Annotated in this window: 18 protein-coding genes; 7 read left to right on the plus strand and 11 right to left on the minus strand. The window is 50.7% G+C overall.

The window, feature by feature from the left end; genetic code table 11:
• Positions 1-6: 6 nt before the first annotated feature.
• Entirely contained in the window at positions 7-1,191 is a 1,185-nt protein-coding gene (locus tag JNJ77_08030) for an MFS transporter (protein MBL8822519.1), read from the minus strand.
• Positions 1,184-2,176 (minus strand): D-alanine--D-alanine ligase, encoded by a 993-nt coding sequence (locus JNJ77_08035; GenBank protein ID MBL8822520.1) that lies wholly within the window; start codon positions 2,174-2,176, stop codon positions 1,184-1,186. Before JNJ77_08035 ends, JNJ77_08030 begins: the two co-directional genes overlap by 8 nt.
• Before the next feature lie 82 nt (positions 2,177-2,258).
• On the opposite strand from JNJ77_08035, the gene JNJ77_08040 reads away from it, so the two are divergent.
• Positions 2,259-3,599 (plus strand): ATP-dependent 6-phosphofructokinase, encoded by a 1,341-nt coding sequence (locus JNJ77_08040; GenBank protein ID MBL8822521.1) that lies wholly within the window; start codon positions 2,259-2,261, stop codon positions 3,597-3,599.
• A 53-nt stretch (positions 3,600-3,652) separates the two neighbouring features.
• Here JNJ77_08040 and JNJ77_08045 read toward each other — a convergent pair whose 3' ends face one another.
• The 4 genes from JNJ77_08045 to JNJ77_08060 are packed head-to-tail and all read right to left on the minus strand — an operon-like array spanning position 3,653 to position 7,982.
• Positions 3,653-4,567 carry a hypothetical protein gene (locus tag JNJ77_08045; GenBank protein MBL8822522.1) on the minus strand — a complete coding sequence of 305 codons (915 nt, stop codon included), beginning with the start codon at positions 4,565-4,567 and terminating at the stop codon, positions 3,653-3,655.
• Positions 4,564-5,160: a DUF447 family protein gene (locus JNJ77_08050; protein ID MBL8822523.1), complete on the minus strand. Its 597-nt coding sequence runs from the start codon at positions 5,158-5,160 to the stop codon at positions 4,564-4,566. The genes JNJ77_08045 and JNJ77_08050 overlap by 4 nt, the downstream gene beginning before the upstream one ends.
• 4 nt (positions 5,161-5,164) lie before the next feature.
• Positions 5,165-6,601 (minus strand): aminodeoxychorismate synthase component I, encoded by a 1,437-nt coding sequence (pabB, locus tag JNJ77_08055; protein ID MBL8822524.1) that lies wholly within the window; start codon positions 6,599-6,601, stop codon positions 5,165-5,167.
• Positions 6,588-7,982 (minus strand): dihydropteroate synthase, encoded by a 1,395-nt coding sequence (locus JNJ77_08060; protein MBL8822525.1) that lies wholly within the window; start codon positions 7,980-7,982, stop codon positions 6,588-6,590. Before JNJ77_08060 ends, pabB begins: the two co-directional genes overlap by 14 nt.
• Positions 7,983-8,055: 73 nt before the next feature.
• Between JNJ77_08060 and JNJ77_08065 the strand changes: the two genes are divergently transcribed.
• From JNJ77_08065 to JNJ77_08075, 3 genes are all read left to right on the plus strand, one after another.
• On the plus strand, positions 8,056-9,009 hold the full coding sequence (locus tag JNJ77_08065) for a hypothetical protein (GenBank protein ID MBL8822526.1): 954 nt from the start codon (positions 8,056-8,058) through the stop codon (positions 9,007-9,009).
• Positions 9,010-9,088: 79 nt separating this feature from the next.
• A complete protein-coding gene (locus JNJ77_08070; protein ID MBL8822527.1) occupies positions 9,089-9,556 on the plus strand; it encodes a GNAT family N-acetyltransferase in 468 nt (155 codons plus the stop codon).
• 23 nt (positions 9,557-9,579) lie between these two features.
• Complete coding sequence (locus tag JNJ77_08075) at positions 9,580-10,824, plus strand: anion transporter (GenBank protein ID MBL8822528.1); 1,245 nt, start codon at positions 9,580-9,582, stop codon at positions 10,822-10,824.
• On the opposite strand, the gene JNJ77_08080 is transcribed toward JNJ77_08075, so the two are convergent.
• The 3 genes from JNJ77_08080 to lpxK all read right to left on the minus strand — a co-directional run bounded on the left by JNJ77_08080 (position 10,821) and on the right by lpxK (position 13,950).
• Positions 10,821-11,750, minus strand: a complete 930-nt coding sequence (locus JNJ77_08080) for an ABC transporter ATP-binding protein (protein MBL8822529.1) — start codon at positions 11,748-11,750, stop codon at positions 10,821-10,823. The two genes, JNJ77_08075 and JNJ77_08080, sit on opposite strands and share 4 nt — an antisense overlap.
• Positions 11,751-11,828: 78 nt before the next feature.
• On the minus strand, positions 11,829-12,782 hold the full coding sequence (locus JNJ77_08085) for a hypothetical protein (GenBank protein MBL8822530.1): 954 nt from the start codon (positions 12,780-12,782) through the stop codon (positions 11,829-11,831).
• 1 nt (position 12,783) lies between these two features.
• Positions 12,784-13,950, minus strand: a complete 1,167-nt coding sequence (gene lpxK / locus JNJ77_08090) for a tetraacyldisaccharide 4'-kinase (protein MBL8822531.1) — start codon at positions 13,948-13,950, stop codon at positions 12,784-12,786.
• Positions 13,951-14,131: 181 nt separating this feature from the next.
• On the opposite strand from lpxK, the gene JNJ77_08095 reads away from it, so the two are divergent.
• The gene (locus JNJ77_08095) at positions 14,132-15,880 is read left to right on the plus strand and encodes a hypothetical protein (protein ID MBL8822532.1); all 1,749 of its coding nucleotides are present in this window, start codon (positions 14,132-14,134) and stop codon (positions 15,878-15,880) included.
• Here JNJ77_08095 and JNJ77_08100 read toward each other — a convergent pair.
• Complete coding sequence (locus JNJ77_08100) at positions 15,847-16,515, minus strand: Tm-1-like ATP-binding domain-containing protein (protein MBL8822533.1); 669 nt, start codon at positions 16,513-16,515, stop codon at positions 15,847-15,849. The genes JNJ77_08095 and JNJ77_08100 overlap by 34 nt on opposite strands.
• 138 nt (positions 16,516-16,653) lie before the next feature.
• Here JNJ77_08100 and JNJ77_08105 point away from each other — a divergent pair, with 138 nt between their 5' ends.
• Together JNJ77_08105 and JNJ77_08110 are read left to right on the plus strand one after the other, a co-directional pair.
• Positions 16,654-18,288 carry a terpene cyclase/mutase family protein gene (locus tag JNJ77_08105; protein MBL8822534.1) on the plus strand — a complete coding sequence of 545 codons (1,635 nt, stop codon included), beginning with the start codon at positions 16,654-16,656 and terminating at the stop codon, positions 18,286-18,288.
• 59 nt (positions 18,289-18,347) lie between these two features.
• The gene (locus JNJ77_08110) at positions 18,348-19,115 is read left to right on the plus strand and encodes a hypothetical protein (protein MBL8822535.1); all 768 of its coding nucleotides are present in this window, start codon (positions 18,348-18,350) and stop codon (positions 19,113-19,115) included.
• A 5-nt stretch (positions 19,116-19,120) separates the two neighbouring features.
• Here the strand turns inward: JNJ77_08110 and JNJ77_08115 are convergent, their stop codons facing one another.
• Positions 19,121-19,855 (minus strand): hypothetical protein, encoded by a 735-nt coding sequence (locus JNJ77_08115; GenBank protein ID MBL8822536.1) that lies wholly within the window; start codon positions 19,853-19,855, stop codon positions 19,121-19,123.
• Between the last annotated feature and the right edge of the window lies 1 nt (position 19,856).

A 19,856-nucleotide genomic window follows, 5' to 3' on the forward strand; every position in this document is an offset into this window, starting at 1 on the left:
GGCAACTTACATATTCTGCTGATCCACCTGCTTATCTGTCTGCAAGCCACACATCATTACTGCTGCAATCACAGCAATTGCTGCGGTCACCAGAAATGGCACTTTGGCGCCAAAGTGATCGTAGAGCCAGCCAAATAACACACTGGCTGGCAGCACAATGACCCCTGTTATGAAGTGATACCAGCCAAAGGCCTGTCCGCGTATCTTCGCAGGAACCATCTGCGCTACCAGTGCCCTTTCTGGCGGTTCGGTCATGGCATAATAGAAGGCGTAGACCATGAACAATCCAATGGCCACGTATTCAGAAGTTATCAAACCAAACAAACCATAAATCACTGCATACAACAACCAGCCAAGAATAATCAACCATTTCGGTGTCACTACATCAGTCAGCTTACCAAAAACAAGGTTGCCTCCGCTTTTCAGCAGATGAAACACGCACCAGATGATAAGCAAGTATTTTTCATCAATGATCCCTAACTCTTTCAGCCTGACAAGAATAAACATGTCGCTGGACGCGCCTAAAGAAAATACTGCAATCACCAGCATGAACCACCAGAAATTCCTGCCCAGTTCTTTGACCTGAAACCGGAACGGAGTCTTCTCCTCGCTCGATTGGCGAGGCTGTTCCTGCAGGCCAAACATCACCAGAAGGGTTACAATCATTCCGGGGATGATCGCCAGCAGCATCAGGAAACGCACTTCACCGGGCATCCAGAGCAGAAAGAGAAAGGCTATCACCGGCCCTAACGCAGCCCCCAGATGATCCATCGCTCGATGAAAGCCAAACGCATACCCCCGTTGGTCTGCTGGTGTGGAATCGGCAATCAAGGCATCCCTGGCTGAAGTGCGTATGCCCTTGCCAAACCGGTCGCCTGAACGAATCAGAAAGACATGCCACCATGAAGTCGCCAAGCCTATGAGTGGACGCAAGAGTGCTGGCATGGCGTAGCCGGTAATAATCAGCCACTTCCGCTTGGAAAGTCGATCTGACCATGCCCCGGCAAACAACTTCAACATGCTCGAAATGAAATCGGCAACTCCTTCTATCCATCCAATTACTTGCTTGCCCGCGCCTAACCCCAGGAGAAACACCGGCAGCAATGGCACAAACATCTCACTGGCCACATCGTTAAAGAAACTGGCCCAGGCTAACAGTAATACATTGCGATGAAGCGGTTTCTTATTCATATCCAAGATGGTTTCTGACTAACTGGACAATCAGCTTTTCGTAAGTTGTTCCAGAAGCTCTGATCATGCGTGCCAACCCTGCTGATTCACCAAGATCGGGATTGGGGTTCACTTCCATGATGTAGGGCTGCTGATTATCATCCAATCTCAAATCAACCCGTGCATAATCTCTGCATCCGACTAATTGAAAGGCCTGAAGCGCCAAGGATTGCAACTGTTCTGCCAATGCACTCGGTATCTGTGCCGGACATCGAGGTTGCATGGCCAGGTCATCTGCTGAACCGATATCCCATTTGCTTTCATAACTGACAATAGGCCAATCAACCCCCGGCTGTGGTGTGTACACCATTTCTGCAACAGGCAAGGCCATCAAGCCCTGGTTATCTATCACTCCAACATTAAACTCCGTACCAGGTAAATACTTCTCCACAAGAACCGGCGCCCCATAATCCTTCAGTATCTGCTCTACCTTGTTGCGTAGCGCCTGAATCGTACTCACCACGCTATCCTGATGAATGCCAATGCTCGCATCAGTTCCAGCAGGTTTTACGATTAAGGGCCAACTTGCCGGGACATGCAATACATCAACCGACGAAACTACCTGAAATTCCGCTGTCGGCAAACCAGCGCCTTTCAATAGATATTTCGTCCTGACCTTATCTCGCCCCAGCACCATCGCTTCCAGAGGACAGCCGGTATAGGGAACCTTAAGCCATTCCAGTAGCCCGGCAATGTAATATTCGCTGGCAGGCCTGTCGCCAAATCCTTCAAACAGATTGAAGACCAGATCAGGCTTGTTCTCAGCAATTGACTTGAGCAGCTCCTCAGGCGACTTTTTCAACCCAGTCAGCGCAACCTGGTACTGGGCTTGTTGCAAGACACGAGAGATCGTTTCGACTGTATGCAGCAGGTCGCGTTCTGATTCAGCATCGGGATGATTCGCTGGCAATACCGGCTCGTTATAAAGTATTACGATCCTCGCCATGCGTTTCTTTCAAAAGTGCGTAGACAAAATCGACTGTTGCAAGCTATGCTCTAGCCTCATCCTATGAAAGTTGAAATCCTTCATGAACCATCAATCACCTACAGGCTTCCCGGATTTTTCCATCGAACGGCTAGGACCTGCTATCGTCGAATCCCCCCTGCTGAAGCAGTTTGATGATGCATCAGGATTTTTTGTCGGTGACGATGTGCGAACACTTTACGATACCGTGGGAGTAGCCTGGTCACATGGCTCCATGCCCAGCGAAATCGATGCCGTCAACATGGAAATGGCTGGCCCGCGCCGTTTCATCTATTTCGAACCAGACCAGGTGAAGGCGGGCATTGTGACCTGTGGCGGTTTGTGTCCCGGATTAAACAATGTCATTCGCAGCCTGGTGCTGAGCCTGTCGAATCAGTACGGAGTTCGAGAGATTCTCGGTTTCCGCTACGGATATTCAGGATTGGTAGAAAGTGGCACACCACCGATGGAGTTGTCGCCTGAAGTGGTTGATCCCATCCATCTGAATGGTGGAACCTTTCTGGGCTCATCACGCGGCCCTCAGGAAATTGGGGAGATGTTGAACTTCCTGCGATTGCGCAAGGTCAACATCCTCTTCACCATTGGTGGCGACGGCACTCAGAAGGGCGCTATGCTCCTGGCACAGGAAGCAATCAAGCAGCGCTATCCTCTTTCTGTCATCGGCTTGCCTAAGACCATCGATAACGACATCAACTTTGTGGATAGAACCTTTGGATTTGAAACTGCCTTCTCCCTGGCTGATCAAGCATTGCGAGCCGCTTATGCTGAAGCACGGGGCGTCATCAACGGCATCGGCATGGTCAAGTTGATGGGAAGACATTCGGGTTACATCACTGCTTTATCAAGTCTTGCACATGGCCAGGTGAACTGCGTTCTGATTCCCGAAGTGAAATTCGACATTGAAGGTCCAAGTGGTTTCCTGAGGGTCCTTCAGAGTATTCTCGATCGACAGCGTTTTGCCTTAATCGCAATCGCTGAGGGTGCCGGTCAGGATTTGCTCGAAGACGAAGTCAAAAAGGCAGGCACCGATGCATCAGGCAACCAGAAACTGGCAGATATCGGTATCGCCCTGCGAAAGGCGATTGAAGCCTACGCCAAATCCAGACGAATGACTGTCAATGTCCGCTATATCGACCCCAGCTACATGATCCGCTCTGCAGTTGCTACCCCCAACGACAGCGTCTTCTGTCTGCAACTGGCTCAACATGCAGTGCATGCCGCCATGTCTGGCCGAACCAGCATGATCGTTGGCATCTGGAAAAATACCTTTACCCATATTCCAATGTGTACTGCCATTGATCAAAAGCGAAAAATCGATCCCTGCAGTTCGATCTGGCAATGCGTACTGCAATCCACCAATCAACCAGCATCGATGAAGAATTGATTTTCACTTTCTCCCCTCTCCCTTTTGCGGGAGAAGGGTTGGTGGTGAGGGGGTTAAGCACCCTTCACTTTCGCCATCCGAAGAGTGCATCCGGGCAACTTAACTGAATCGATGAATGTCTTTGCAGCAGCCTCATCCGGGAAAACTGCAAACAACCCCGGCCCCCAGGATGATTGTCCCAGTCCAATAGCGCCTGCAAGCTTCATCATCTCCAGGCGGGTGGCATTCAGTTCAGAACTGTAATCGCCTTGCTGTACTTTATGATAATGCGTGCCTGCTAGTCGGTTGTATTCAGTCAATGCTCTGGCAAAGATCTCAAACTGCCGGTTCTGAACCGCGTGCAGAATTTGATCGCGGATGATGTTTTGCATCTGCCTTACTACTTCAACCTTTGCTTGCTGCAGTTGCGAAAACGCGCTTCGCTCCGATTCAGCAAATAATCCTTGCTCCTGTCCCGGCTCAACCAGCACGAAGGTCCATGATTCTGGAAATGGAATGGAAATCACTGGCGACTGCACCTTTCCATCAGCCGACTTACCTTGATCGAACAGAAAACCACCCTGTTCATAGCCAACTATTCCAATGCCAGAACGCGAACCTCTACCCGTCACGCAAGCCATCTCTATAGCATTCCAGGGTTTGCTGGCAGCAAGACAACAGGCCTGGGCCACCGCCAAAGCTAACTGCGTACCCGTTCCCCAGCCCTGATGTGCAGGGGCATGACGTAATACCTCCAGCTTCAATGGCAATAGATCAGTGAACCGGCTTTTGAGATGATGGACTATTCGCGATACTGTCGATGGATCATCATCCTGGATGTGCCATTCTCCTGCATGCTCAGCTGTTACTTCAATGCCTGGTGTATCGACCATCACACCCAGACCGCCATACACCAGGTCGAGTTCGGAAACCGGTACTGGCGCAAGCAGGCCAAAGTGCAATCGTCGATTGGTCCGAATACGAATCAAGTTTCCGGCACCTCTGGCGGAGTATACTCAGCGACATATTTTCTCAAAAAATCGAACGCGGCATGCTCCCGCTTGCCACCCGTTTTTTCAACCAGTGGCTGCAATCGATCCATTTCGCTCAGAATCTGCTCTTTCGGCAGCAGATGCAGCCTGGTTGCCAGGATGCTTGCTTCAATGACCGCAAACATGGCCCGATTAAATCCGACATGATCTCGTATTTTGCCAGACCAGACGATATCCACATCAATTGTTGCCCGTTCACTGGCATCATCAATGCGATCTACGCGAAACGCAAAATATCTACAGGAATCAGGCAGATAGTAACCGTTGACGTGGTTTGATACGAGGAGCATGGGCCACGGCTCGATTTTCCCAACCGCAGCTTGTGCCAACAGGTAAACATCATCGACAATATGGAACACACCTTCGGGATTCTGCACCAGGTTCTGGTATGTTTGTGAATTCTTGAACGGACGCAGTGTCAGATATTTGAAATGCCTGTCAACTCGTGGCCCCATGGGTGCAATATTGATCTGGCCAACGGCATTCACGGTGGTGACGAGCCCTTCAATAACCAGCGAATCACGCGACATAGTGTTAACTTACCGAACGCAGCAGAGGGGTACAAGCTAACGCAGACAGCATTCCCTGAGCCTTATCGAGAGTCTCCAGGTACTCCATTTCAGCATTGGAATCAGCAACGATGCCACCACCTACCGGAAACTGTGCCCAGCCATCTCCCAGCGTAATGGTTCTAATCAAAATATTGGTATCCATGCAACCGCTGAATGAAATAAAGCCCAGGCAGCCACAATAGGCGCCGCGTGCAGTTGGTTCTAGCTCGGCAATGATCTCCATCGCACGTACCTTGGGAGCACCGGTAACCGAACCACCCGGAAGGGTCGCTTCCAGCACATCAAATGGGGTTAATTCACGTCGCATACATGATCGCACCGAAGAAACCAGATGATGCACACTCGCATTGCTTTCCAGCTTGCAGAGTTCAGGTACGCTGATCGAACCAAATTCTGAGACTCGGCCCAGATCATTCCGGAGAAGATCAACAATCATCACATTCTCAGCACGGTCTTTGGAGCTGTGTACCAGTTCCTGTGCCATTGCTTGGTCGAGTTGCGGATCAGTTCGTCTCGGCCTGGTTCCCTTGATGGGTCGCGTTTCAATTTCGCCAAAATGATTAATCTGGATAAACCGTTCGGGCGATGAACTGGCCAGGATGTACTGCCCCATGTCAAAGTACCCCGCGCATTGTGCCGGGCTTTGGTACCTCAGATTCTGGTACAATTCAACGGGATTACCTTCAAAGGGCATCATCAGCCGCTGTGCCAGATTGACCTGAAAACAATCACCGGCATGGGTGTACTCGATTCCCTTCTGAATGACCTCGCGAAATCCCTCCAGAGTAAAATTGCTGAAGACCCCCTCGTACTTAGGTAATGAATAACAGGGCGATTTCGGACATATTCGTTCAACCACACGTTCCGGCATAATGGGAAGAACTTTGCTTTCCAGCCAACTCAAAACCTGTTCCGCCCGCTCTTCCGCTCTATTCTGCTGCAGCACCCGTTCCTGTTCAGGTAAACCGGTGGAAATGAGAAAACTCTGATGCTCTAGATGGTCAATTGCAATCACCCAGTCGTACCAGCCCAGGCACAAGTCAGGCACAGCAAAATCATTCCAGCGCGGCGAAGGGATATTCTCCAGTGCCTGATTCACCCCATATCCCCATAAGCCAGCCAGGCCACCCTGGAACGGAGGCAAATAATCGAAATGAGCTGTTTGCCATTGTCTCCCTTGCGATTTGACCTGCTGCAATCCTCTTCGAATCTGTGCAGGCCCATTCACTTTCACCACCTCGAATGGATCAGCAGCTAGGTATGAATACCTTCCCAATACCGAATGATGGGTAGCACTGTCCAGGAAAAGTACATAAGGCAGATGGGCTATACGTATAAAGCAATCCCACGATGAAAGGCTGCCAGGCAGATGAATGACCAAAGGCTCAGGGGGTTGCATTGGTATCCCCCTCTTGACCCTTGCGTGCTCGATGACTGATTTCCTCCTCAGTCAGGTAACCCCAGCGCAATGCCTGGTCCTGCACATAATTCTTGCCTAGCTGCAGAGCAAGTTTTGCCTTGCACAGTTCGTATCCCAGGTAAAAAGCATGGGATGCTTCAATTGATGGATCGCTTTTCAGCATTTCATCAAAAAGTTGAAATGGGTCAGAAGAAGCAAAATGTGATTCACCATTCAACGCGTGAAGCGTACCTGTTTCTGCAAACAGACGATAATGGCGGTCTCTGATTTCCGAAGCCAACTGTTCGAAATAACTGTTTCCAAAAGCACGCAGCTTGCGATCCCGCAATGTCAGCAATCGATCATCCACTTTTTTGGGTATGCGTTGATACACAACAGAATGATAGGCCAGGCGTCTGGCAATATCACATTCAATTACCGAACTCCGGGCATGATTGGCAACCGCCGTCGTCAGCACGCTGGATATCTGCCATTCCTGGCATAATGCCATCAGGATGAGATTGACACCGGCTGAATCAACTTCCGTTAACTCAGTCAGGTTACCAATACCCATCATCATCGCGAATGCAGGATATTTCTTTCGAATCTCCGCATATCTCAGCAACGATGCCCCGAAACCCATTCCAATCGGTTCCAGCACCGGATCAATGCGATAGGGCACTTGTCGAGAAGCAAGGAATTCAATGGTCTCATCCAGCGATTTCAGATCATGTGGCTGATCAGGGATGGCTACTACTTCACAGCCCCAGTCAACACAGGCTTCCCGATTGACCGAACTTACACTTAGCACCAGTTCCGCACCGGCTTCGCAACCCCAGGCTACCTCCTGCACATTGAACGTATCCAGACTTACCCGGAAGCCTTCGTCCTTGAGGCATCTAACAGCATCACCGATTTCAAGCCAGGTGTTGCCCGGAATACATCCGAGGTCGATAACATCAGCGCCCTGTTGTTTGAACCTTCTGGCTTGTTCCAGCAGTTGTTCACGGGTCAGTGCAGGTGCATGGTTGATTTCTGCAATGATCTCGATGGAGTATTTGCCATAGTCCAGTGTTGATTTCTTGCCAAACAGTTCCGGCAGGTCTCGCACATCCTGTGGGCCGGGAGTCACAGAAACTCCAGTCGCCTTCTCCAACACCGACCAATCACCCTGGCAAGCGCCCGGCACATAAATATGGTCAACTTTGTCAGGAATCTTTTCCAACCGCCGCATCACCCATTCGGGAGTCATCAACGCTGCAACGGTGATATTGAGCACCAGCAGTTCATACTCGAAGCCAACACTGCTGGAAAGCGTTTTCAGAACATCACGCACTACCGGCTCTGCCAGCTTACCAGTGATGAATAGATACCTGGGCATGCCTGATGTTCTGGGTTGACTGGTTTTCTTGGAATAGTGCCCACATATACTAATTTCAACTTATCGAGCACTCATGACAATGGCGAATCACTCCCCCTGCCGGTTAACCTCACTCAGCAACCTGAACTGGCCTGTCCGCATCATGCTGGCTACTTTCATGGCCGCTGCTGGCATAGGATACATGACAGGCCTGCTGCAACTCGTGGTACAGCATTCCTCCACAGGCGACTCGCTCCCCACCCGCGAAGATGTAGTCAAAATATTTCACGGCCACACCGGTGAAAAGAAGACTCAGATTGAACGACTGATCGAAGCACCTGAAACCTTGCCCTTCAACGGTACAGGCAGCATGCGCAAGGCTTTCTTCGATAAGTCTGATGACTGGAAGGATGCCATCAAACAGAAACCGGAAGCTGAAGTTCGGAAGGAACGTGAGGGCGAAGCTTTGGCATTACTGGCCTGGTTGCGAAATGGTGCCAAAAAGGAACACTACGAGAAGGACGCTTTCCCTTTGCCTGAAACTCTGGCACAACAGCCTATTACCATCGATTTCCTGAAAGTAGATGACCAGGGCAAGCCGTCTACTCCCCGCACAGTATCCATTAAATCGCTCATCACCACCCGTTGTGCAGGTTGCCATGGATCTGGTGGCGAAGTTGCCAAGTTCTCGCTGGAATCCCATGAAGGAGTTGTCAAATACAACAAAGAGGCAACATCTGGGGCCATTCCCCTGCAGAGGCTCGCATCCATCACCCATACTCACATGATGGCGTTCGCTGTGTTGTTTGGCTGCACCGGTCTGCTGTTTACGTTGACACGTTACCCCGCCTGGATTCGCGCCATCTTTGGCCCCTGGGTTCTATTCTTCCAGGTTCTGGAACTGGGCATGTGGTGGCTGGCCCGGCTGGATCCCTTCTTCGCAGAGTGCATCCGCATCTGCGGCGGCCTGGTCGGGGTTGGCCTTGCCATTCAACTGCTGGGCGGCTTGTACGATGTACTCGGACCAAAAGTAAAATCAGACGTCTAACAGGATTACTGCCCTCTCCTCTTTGGGAATGGGATTGGGGGTGAGTGGTTGTTGATAACACCCGTCGAAAAGGAGTTCGATGAACTATCAGATTCGTTCTGTCACACTCAATGATGTATCCGTACTGTGTGTGCATCGTCGCCGCATGTTTGAAGACATGGGGTATAACGACACACAGTTGCTTTCAACAATGATGGATCGTTTTGCCGAATGGGTAACAGTGCGCCTGCAGACGGAGCACTACTTCGCCTGGCTGGCTGAGTCGTCGGAACAGGATGTGATAGCCAGTGCAGGATTATGGCTGATGGACTGGCCTCCACATGTTCTCGATCCCATCGGCCCGCGAGGCTATATTCTGAATGTCTTTACAGAACCTCAACATCGAAGACACGGTCTGGCACGTATGCTGACGGAACACTGCATACAGTTTTGCCGTAAACGTCATATCAAAGTGGTCACTCTACACGCCAGTCAGCACGGTCGGATGCTCTATGAATCGATGAAATTTGTCGAATCCAATGAAATGAAGCTGCTGTTGGAAACATAATGCACTTGAGGACACAGTAAAGAATGGACGCTCGCCAATGGTTTTGCATCATTATTTTCGTCATTACTTACATTGGTATGGCGCGAGGCAGTTTCCCCGGCCTCATACTCGATCGCGTCGCGATTGCCTGGCTCGGCGCGGTGGCGCTCTTAACAGCAGGTGTGATTCACTTCCAGCAAGCTACCCAGTTCATCAACTTTGAAACTCTGGGCCTGCTGCTCGGCATGATGGTGATAGTTGCAGTACTGCGTCGAGCACGGTTCTTTGTCCGCGTCGCAGATTGGGCAGCTTCCAGAGTAGCCACTCAACATGGCTTTCTCTTCCTGGTGATAGTCTTATCCAGCACATTTTCTGCGATACTTGTGAATGATGTCATCTGCCTGGCCCTGCCGCCTTTGGTCATTCGAGTCTGCCGGGATCGTGGCTGGTCTGTCAAGCCCCATCTTATCGCTCTGGCACTTGCTTCCAACCTGGGTTCTGCCTGCACACCCATCGGCAATCCACAGAACATGCTGATTGCAGAATGGTCGCACATCAGCTTTCTGACGTTCCTTTCCCGACTTAGTGTACCCACACTCATCAGCCTGCTGGGTTGCTTTGGTATCATGTGCCTGATGTTTCAGAAGTCGCTGAGTTCCACCATTCCAATCGAGCGAACTCTCCACGATGTCATTTATCTCAAACCCTCCCGACGGCACGACCGCTTGATGGTAAAGTCTATCCTCATCCTGGTTATCACAGTTGCAGGCTTCCTGGCTGGATTTCATTTGGCCACCGTGGCCCTGACAGCAGCAGCAGTGCTGATTCTCGACCGGTTCTCGCCACGATTCATCTGGCGAGAGATTGATTGGAGCCTGCTGCTGATGTTCACCGGCCTGTTCATCGTGGTTGGTGCCATGGATGCCATTATCATCCAGCCCGGGAATTGGACGCAATGGCCACTGCTGGAAAGAGATCCTGTGGGATTGCTCAGTCTTCTTTCCGCAACGCTGTCGAATCTGGTCAGCAACGTACCCGCCGTTCTGCTCTTCAAACCCATTCTCTTATCGCTGCCCGTTGCCCAACAGGAAACAGGCTGGCTTGCATTAGCCATGAGCAGCACTTTTGCAGGCAACCTGACCATCCTCGGTTCGGTGGCCAACCTCATCGTCGTGGAATATGCACGGCGAGACGGCATCAACATCAGTTTCTGGGATTACAGCAAGGTGGGCATCCCGGTTACCATCGGCTCGATCCTGATTGGTGTATTCTGGCTCTGGATGTCTTAATCCCGAAGAGCGCGGCCCGTCAAGTGCAGGAACACTCGCTCCAGCGTCGGTATTTGCGGCTCCATGTGTATCACATTCAAACTGAACTGCCTGATACTCTCTACCGTTTTCACAAGCAGGCTGGACGAATCTTTCATTTCAAGCTGAACAGTATTGCCTTCAAGTTCCAGAACAGACATGCCTTCGATTTTGGATAGATGCTGAACAAATTCCGGTGACAGTCTTTCCAAAGTCAATGATACCCGGCTTGGAATCAAATTGATCAATGAAGGAAGGGTATCAACCACTATGAGTTTTCCATGATCGAGAATTGCCACTCTGCTGCAAAGCGCCTCTACTTCTTCCATGTAATGCGTGGTGTAGATGATGGTAGTACCTTGTCTGTTGACTCGTCTGATTTCTTCGAAAAGATGATGGCGCGATTGCGGATCAACTCCCGCCGTCGGTTCATCCAGCAAGAGAAGTGGTGGCTTGTGAACAAGTGCTGCAGCCAGGTTCATCCTGCGTTTCATGCCGCCGGAAAAGGTTTCGACACGGTGATGGGCTTTGCTCTGCAGCCCAACGGCCTCCAGCAGATTGTCCACTCGCTCGTGAAGTTCCGTCTTGGCAACACCATACAGTCTGCCGAAAAAGAGCAGGTTTTCCCTCGCAGTCAGTGCTCCGTAAACTGCTATTTCCTGGGGAGCCAGCCCAATGGATTGGCGACAAGCCTGATTGTGGCTGGATATCTTCTCGCTTTGAAGCTGAACCCAACCGGACTGTGCATCTCGATAACATGAAAGAATCGATAGTAAAGTGGATTTGCCAGCACCGTTAGGCCCCAGCAGACCAAAACATTCCCCCGCCTCAACAGAAAAGCTCACACCATCCAGCGCACGCTGTGCCCCATACTGATACACGATGTTGTGAAGCTCAAGAAATGCCATGCAAATCATCTTATGAAAACAAAAACAGCACCCATAACTATCGTGGTTACGAGTGCTGTCTACCATTGAACAATGGCACTACGCTGCCTGTGAATAGGTTGCTAATTCCTGTTCAGGCTTGTGCATCGCCATCTTGCTGGCCACTGCAGCATGCAACAAGGGGATCAAAATCTCGTGCTGTCCAATCAGTTCATATCCCTTCTCTGCTGGCCGCTCCGTGACATTCACTTTGCTTCGATACTGACTGTTTTTATCCAGGTTGACCGCAACCATCCCGTCCAGGCTATGCGCGAAATTCCGCACCACGCTGACAGCTTTGAGGAACACTTCAGGCATGATGACAGCGCTGCCCAGGTTCATCCATACGCCTCCAGCCATCTGGCTGAGCACCGTGCAGAGAAGCCTGAAATCGATCATGGTAGCCTCGCCTAGAGAGGATCCACTCACATGCGGATGCATGTGAACAATATCAGTACCCATGGCGACATGAACCGTACAGGGAATGCCAGCCTGGTATGCCGCCAGCACCACACTGACTTCCGGATGCCGCAATGGCAATTCACTCATGTACCGCCCCAGGCCATGTCCTAAACCATAACCTTCTGCCCCCATGCGGGTAGCAACTGCAAAAGCATCCGCTGTTTCCTGGGCCATTCCAAACTTGCCCTGTGGCAACTGCCTGGCGACATCCTCACTGGTCTTTCCCACCAGTGCCAGTTCAAAATCATGGATCGAAGCAGAGCCATTCATGGAAACCGACTGGATGATGCCTCGCTTGATCCAGTCAATGAGGTAAGTGCCACATCCTGTCTTAATGACATGCCCACCCAAAGCAACTGCCACCCGTTTATCCGTTGCAACAGCCCGGCAGATATGATCACGCACTTCGCGCAGGTCTTTCGCTCCCAACTGACTGGGCAGACTGTCCAGCCAGTCGCCCACCGTGGTATCCGGACCTACAGGCTTACCCAGATCCTCTGCAAAAACCTTACTGGGGCGACTTTGCAATTCGTAAGTCACCAAACCATGCAGATCAAACGGGCTGAGTGTTGGCGGAATCATAAGCATCCTTGCGAAAAGAAAGGAACGGATTGATGGAACGAAAACTGGAAGACGGGCAATCCTTGTCCGCCTTGCCAATGGCTTGTTGTATACTGCTCTCCAGCAGTTCCTGATTTCGGGTGACTTCAATGCCGATTCGCAGGAACCAGAGTGGCTTATTGCCTAGTTCATTGCATTGCAGTTTCACCCAGTCTTTCTGTGTGGTGATAATCCAGGTGCCTTCTGGCTGTTGCCTGCTCCAAGCTGCGAGCGACTCAACATCGGTTCGAGTATAGTTATGATGATCGGGAAAAGTCTTCGTCGCAATCATGTCAGCGTTAAGCGACCGCAGCATTTGAAAAAAGCTCTCGGCATTGCCAATGCCACAGAATGCAGCGACACGCTTTCCGTCCAACTCGCCTGCTGTTCGTTCTTGTTCACTGTTTTGCAGATGTAACGGCGCGTGTCTGCACCAAACGACAGGACAGTTGGGGACAATCGTTTTGATCCTCTTTTCGATTACATTGGCTTGCTGAATGTCGATTTGATCCGTTCTTGTCAGCAGCACCAGCCCTGCTCTTCTGAGCGATGATATAGGTTCACGCAGCATCCCGCGAGGCAGACAGTAGCCATATCCAAAGGGACGTGTCACATCTATGAGTACGATGTCGAGATTTCGCGCCAGCCTGCGATGCTGAAACCCATCATCGAGCAGCAGCAGTTCGCTTTCCAGTTCGTCGATAGCTGTCCGTGCTAATGCAACCCTATCTCGTCCCTGCAAATGAGGTACATCCACCAGATTCGCTTCCAGCAGCATGGCTTCGTCATTTTGCCCAACTGATGATTGATAGCCTCGACTCAACAAGGTCACCCGGCAATCCAGTTGACGATAATATCGGGCGATCCATTCAACAACTGGTGTTTTGCCTGTGCCGCCTACCGTAAGGTTGCCTACCACTACCACCGGCACATCGACACGATGCTGACGCAGCATACCAGCATTGTACATCCAGTTCCTGATGATCATGACCAGGCCGTAACCGAAACTCAGAACCAGAAGTATGCTCCTCAGCCCACCTGCAGCCAGTCCTTGTTTCTTTCCGGATATCAGTTGCTGCCACGATTCAACATCAAACTTCACAATTGCACCTGCAGGCACGAGCTTTTCAACTTCCACTCTTGAGGAACTTATAGCTTAAATGTGCAAACTGGTTCAATTCCATTCTTCCCCAGCAATGCAATCCGGCGTGCAATTGCTATTGACCTGATTCCTCTATTTCTTCTGACCTGCAATAAGCTATGGTTGGGTATTCTGGAAGAACTGGTACACCGAGATGCATATGATTCGCTGGATCGCCCTGGCTGCTGGCCTGGCCATGATGACGGCCAGCGCTCTGTCTCGTGAATTTGAACGAGTGCAGTTAACCATTCCACTTTCGATGGCCATCGGCTTCATTGTGGCTCGCTGGCTGACACAACAGCCTGCCAGGCAACTCCAATTGTTCTGGGAAGAGGTTGGCACCAAACGCATACATTGGGTGATCCCATCCATCTTCACATTATTCCTCGCCTTGCTGCCCAGCCTCATTCGTGGACACTTCCCTTACCCGGGCAATCATGATGAACTTTCCTATCACCTGGCAGCAGACACTTATGTACATGGAAGATTTAGTAACCCGACACCTGCCGGTTGGGAGCATTTCGAGAGCTTTCACATCAATGTCGTTCCAGGCTATCACTCCAAGTATCAACCCGGCATGGGCATCGCACTCGCTGTCGGCCAACTTTTGGGGCATACCTACTTTGGTGTGTTGCTAGCCTTACTGCTGGCAACCAGTGTCCTCTCTTGGACGTTTCAACAATGGCTACCAGCACGCTGGGCCTGGCTGGCTTCAATCCTGGCCGGCCTGCTGATGTCTAGCAACTGGAGCGATTGCTATTTCGTGGGCGGCCCACTCGCTGCCACAGGTAGTGCACTACTGCTGGGTACATATCGGCAACTTTGGCATCGTCCAGCACGTTCAATCGACGGACTATTCCTGGCGATGGGATTAGTGCTGCTGGCATGGACTCGACCGTTTGAAGGCGTCATTGTTTCAACGTTGATCGGCATACCCACTCTTTATCTTCTCCTTAGCAAGACGAACCGAATGAACTTTCTGTGTAAGGTCATGCCTGCTGCATTACTGGCTTTAGTTCCAGCAGGTTATCTCCAACTGCAATTGAATAAAGCATGTACAGGCAACAAGTTCCTGATGCCTTATCTGGAACATGAACGGCAATATGGCAGAACTCCGCTGTTTCTGATCAGTTCTCCACGTCACGAAATACCGGCTTATCAGCATGAACAGATTCGCTTGTTCAATCAACAAATGTTTGAATGGTATGAAATGCAGCGTAACCCTGCTCAGTGGTTTACCATTGCCCGTTTCAAATTCGGTGTGGCGTGGACCTGTTTTTTCGGTTTGCTCTGGCTAATACCCCTAGCAACACTGCCAGAGTTGCTTGAGCGAAAAGATACAGCCTTTCTGCTGCTGATCTGGGTAGCCACTCTGACCATACTGACGAGTGTCTCCTGGTTTCTGCATCATTATGCTGCACCGGCCTTCCCAGCCTGGACGATGGTGATTGTCTTCGGCATACGTTTTCTCTGCTTCTGGAAATATCGCAACTTTCGACTTGGGGTTTTTATTGCAATCATGCTACTCACTGGCTACGTCAGCCAGGTCGTCTTTGAACGCGCCATGGCGGGTGTTCAGTCAGGCAGCGCATGGACTGAACAGCGTGAAAAGATCAAACGCGAATTGTTATCACAAGGAGAGAAGCATCTCGTGTTGTTGACATATGGCAAAGGGCACAACACCGGCCAGGAATGGGTATACAACAACGCCGACTTGGCCAACCAGCCAATCATTTGGGCACGTTCTATTACAGATGCAAAAAACGACACCTTGATTGGCCAGTACCCCGACCGCATCGTCTGGCATCTGCATGCTGACAGTAACAATCAAGACAAGCCGATTTGTCTTGAGCGGTATGGCAACTCACGTCAATTTCAACGACGAACCACTAACAATTTCAGTAATTGATCGACTACAATCTGAATGAACAATGAATCGTTGATGTGTCGATGTGACTCTATCAATTCAATCGCGGGTGATTTCCAGAGTAACAGGCTATCCAGCAAGGCCTGATTCATCTGGCTGTCATAGTCAGGCTGTTCTGCAACATCCCACGACGACAATCCGCCTCGCGGGAACACTATTTTCACAATGCCATGGCTGGCGCTCGCTTTGAAGGCTAACTCTTTTCCGAGGGCATCACAATCTTCTGCTGAGGTGCGAATCAGCGTGGTAACCTGATCCAGCGCCATCTGTTCCCTGTCGATGGGAACAGGATCATTGCTTGAGACAATGACGTGATCCAGGCACCCAGGCACAATTACCTGTGGGATGCCTAGCATGGCGGCTGATGTTAATCTTTCGGGCACGACTTTAGGTCGAACCCCCAACTGCATAGCAGTCAGATCACTCAGACTGAGTTCAAGTACTGCGGCGATGGATGGGTTATGTAGTAACGTGTTTTCGAATGATGATTGCTGTTCACCTGTCATGGTAAACAACTGCGATCGCCAGCCACTGCGGCGAAGCATCTCGACTGCATGAAATGCACCCACTTCGACTGCAGGATCTACACTGATGGCCACAAAACGGTTAAGACTCATTCAATCTTCCCAGCCACCCTGCTTCGCAATACCCCAATTCAATGTATGAAAGAAATGGAGAAGGTGTTGGCAACGTCGTACCTGTAAAGTAAGCTAGTGAGTAGAATTGGTTGAGTACCGCTACTCATCGAGAGCCCCATGCGAACTGCACTGGTTTTGTCAACAGCCCTGATTGTACTGGCGACTCTGGCATGTCCCACATCACTCACATCGCAGGATGAAACGCTGAAGGAATTGGTAAAGCCTGCTATTGAGCGGGGCGTTCAGTTTCTTCGCAACTCCCAGACCAAGTTAGGCACTTGGGAATTCGGCGGAAGTGCCGATCCTACGAACAAGAATGTCATTGGAGCTACCGCACTTTGTGCCATTGCACTGATGGAGTCTGGCGTGCCCTCGAACGATCGGCAGATCCAGGCAGCCGCCAGCGTCGTACGCAAGGCCGTCAGCAATCCGAATTTCAATTACAACTACACGATTTGCCTTTGCGTGCTGTTCCTGGATCGCATCAACAGGGACCGCAATATGACTCAAAGTGACAAAAACTCTATTCTCCGATTAGCCAATCTGATAGCCAAGGGACAACATTCCGATGGCGGATGGGGCTATGATTTACCTTTTACTTATACTGACAATTCCAACACGCAGTTTGCCGTCGTGGCATTGTGGGTAGCAAGAAAGCATGGAAAACCGGGTGGTGCAATTGATGCAGCACTGAGTCTATGTGAAAAGAAATTCCGTAAATCGCAGCGTGCAGATGGTGGCTGGGGATACGACACTACTTATGCCGTCAGCATACCCAATCCGCCTACTGGATCCATGACCTGTGCTGGCATTCTCGGCATCGCTCTGCATGCTGGTGCTGCCACGCAGAGCCAGTCGGCAGATTTCCGCGGTGCGGGAAGCAGCGGATCTACCGATGTTGTCAAACGGCTTGACACCGATGAGCAGATTGTCAAAGCCAGAGCATACATTATGCAATCGTTGTTCAACTTCATCAACGGCAACCCCAAAGAAGGACATATCTCGTATTTCTTCTGGTCGCTCGAACGTGTTGCAACCCTTTATCGCTGGCGAAAGATTGACGGCGTGGACTGGTTTGAAGTAGGCTCGAAATTCCTCATGTCCAAACAAACGAACAATGGCGGATGGAGTATGGATGCCCACCAGGGGCCTTTTGTCGATACTGCCTTTTGCCTGTTATTCCTGTCTAAATCCAATCTGCTGGGCAGCTTGCAGGAAGCAGATTTCACCGCAGGTTCAATTGGTTCAGGTCCAACTCTCAACATGAAAAAAGCCGAACCAAAGAAGACAGACAGCAAGTCAATTGCCAAGGATTTGATGGATGAATTGCTCAAGGCGCCACCACCCCGACAAGCTGAAATCCTGCAGCAATTATCTGACACTCCTGGCACAGACTATGGCATTGCACTGCTGGATGCCATCGGCAAATTAAACACGAACACTTCCAAGGAACTGGCTCGTGAAGCACTGGCTCAACGATTCAAACGCATGAAGACGGAAACACTTGCACAAAACACACAAAGTGATGATCGCGAAGTACGTCTTGCTGCCGCGATCGCCATTCGTCTGAAAGATGACAGGGAGAATATGGATGGTGCTCGCAGCCTGATTCCTCTGCTGGCAGATCAGGATGTTGGCGTATCTGCCGCAGCACTCGAATCACTTAAAGTCATTTCCGGACAGGATTTTGGAAAATCGGTTGATCGCTGGAATCGCTGGCTGGAAAGTGCGAAAACCAGAAAACCTGAATAATTTCATAAAACTACTGCATTACCCAGGAACAGCTTCGTGCATCCTGGGTATTATTCATAATGATCATTATTCTATTATCACTGCTGGTACAAGAACCCATCAGCCCCGTGGCGGTGCAATGGTCCTTTAAAACGGGTCAGGAATTTTTTGTCGTCGAATATCAACGGCAATACATTCAGGTTCTCGAACCCGTTCAGACCAATAGCTATTTCGATACGACACGTCTCTGGAGATATTCTGTAGTGAATCGCACTGGCGACCGTGTCACGCTGAAAGTGACGCTGGAAAAAATCATCGTCAATAATCCAAACGAATCAGGAGCGAGAGCTGAGGTGATGCTGAAAAATATGGAAGGCACTCAGTCCGAGTGGGTTCTGCTTGCAGATCAGCAGACATGGAAATGTCTCGTCAATGAGTCCAAGCCAGGTAAACACTCGCCTCCCTGGTTCCTGACAGTGGGTACCCGTGACTGGGATAAAACACCCGTTGGCTGGAAGCAAGACTGGGAAATGCCGATCCCTTCCATGGGACAGGCACAAATTCAACTCTCCTGTACACTGAAGCAGCAGACTCAGAGTACTGTCAACATCACTACTTCTGCCAAACCCATTTGGAAAAGCACTCAGGATGCAAAAGTCGAATTAGTCTCCAGTTCCAGTTTGCCGCTGGGCATGGGTGAATATGATATTAATCGAAAATGCTGGCAGTATTTTGACTATCGTTTTTCAGGGACCTGGCGGGTGCAACAGCACGAAAAAACCGCCAAAGTTAAACTCGATTTCTTTGGCGGCTATCGTTGGTATGAGCGTCAACCGCTGATGCGTTGATATTCTTATTTACCCCCCAGTACCGGTATGGCTGGTGCCGGAGGAAGCGGTGGTGGCACCGTTCCGGGATTCATTCCCGCTGGTGTTGCAGCGCTGCCAGACTTGGGAGCGGACTGAATCACCGGCGCATTGATTTGTGGCGATCCCACAGCAGGCATCTCAATCACGGGTGGAGGCAACTGTAATGTAGCTGCCGCACCGGGAGATGGTGATGTAACCGGCACCAGCAACATGGGCGTTGCTGGTGATGGAGCTTGTGACATGGAACCAGGCAAATTCAGATCAATGGACTTCGTACTCACTGCCGGTGCTGAGATCGCAGGTGGAGCCAGGACAGGATTAGTGTTACCCGTGCTGGTTAATTCAGCAGTGGGCAATTGATTGAAAGTCCCCTGGTTCCGCATGGCTCCCGGCGAGGAGAGTTCGCTTGGCATGGAAGGAGGTGTCAACAATGGACTCGATCCAGACGCTGGGACTGATGGCGGGGCTGCCTGCGCGGGACTGGAAATGATCACCGGTGGAGTATTGGTCCCATTTCCGAAAGCTGGAGGAGTCACCGTACTCGCTCCCGGCTTGACGTAAGTGCCTGCAATGGGGCCTGTCTGCACTGGTGTCGGCTTTTTTCCCATGTTGGTCGATCCATCGGTGTTGCGGCCAAACCAGTTACAGCAATCCATAGATGCACAACCTGAGATCACAGGTAACAATAATAGCCACATACTGATGGTTCGACGCTTCATT

This window comes from Planctomycetia bacterium, from assembly GCA_016795155.1.
GTDB lineage: Bacteria > Planctomycetota > Planctomycetia > Gemmatales > HRBIN36 > JAEUIE01.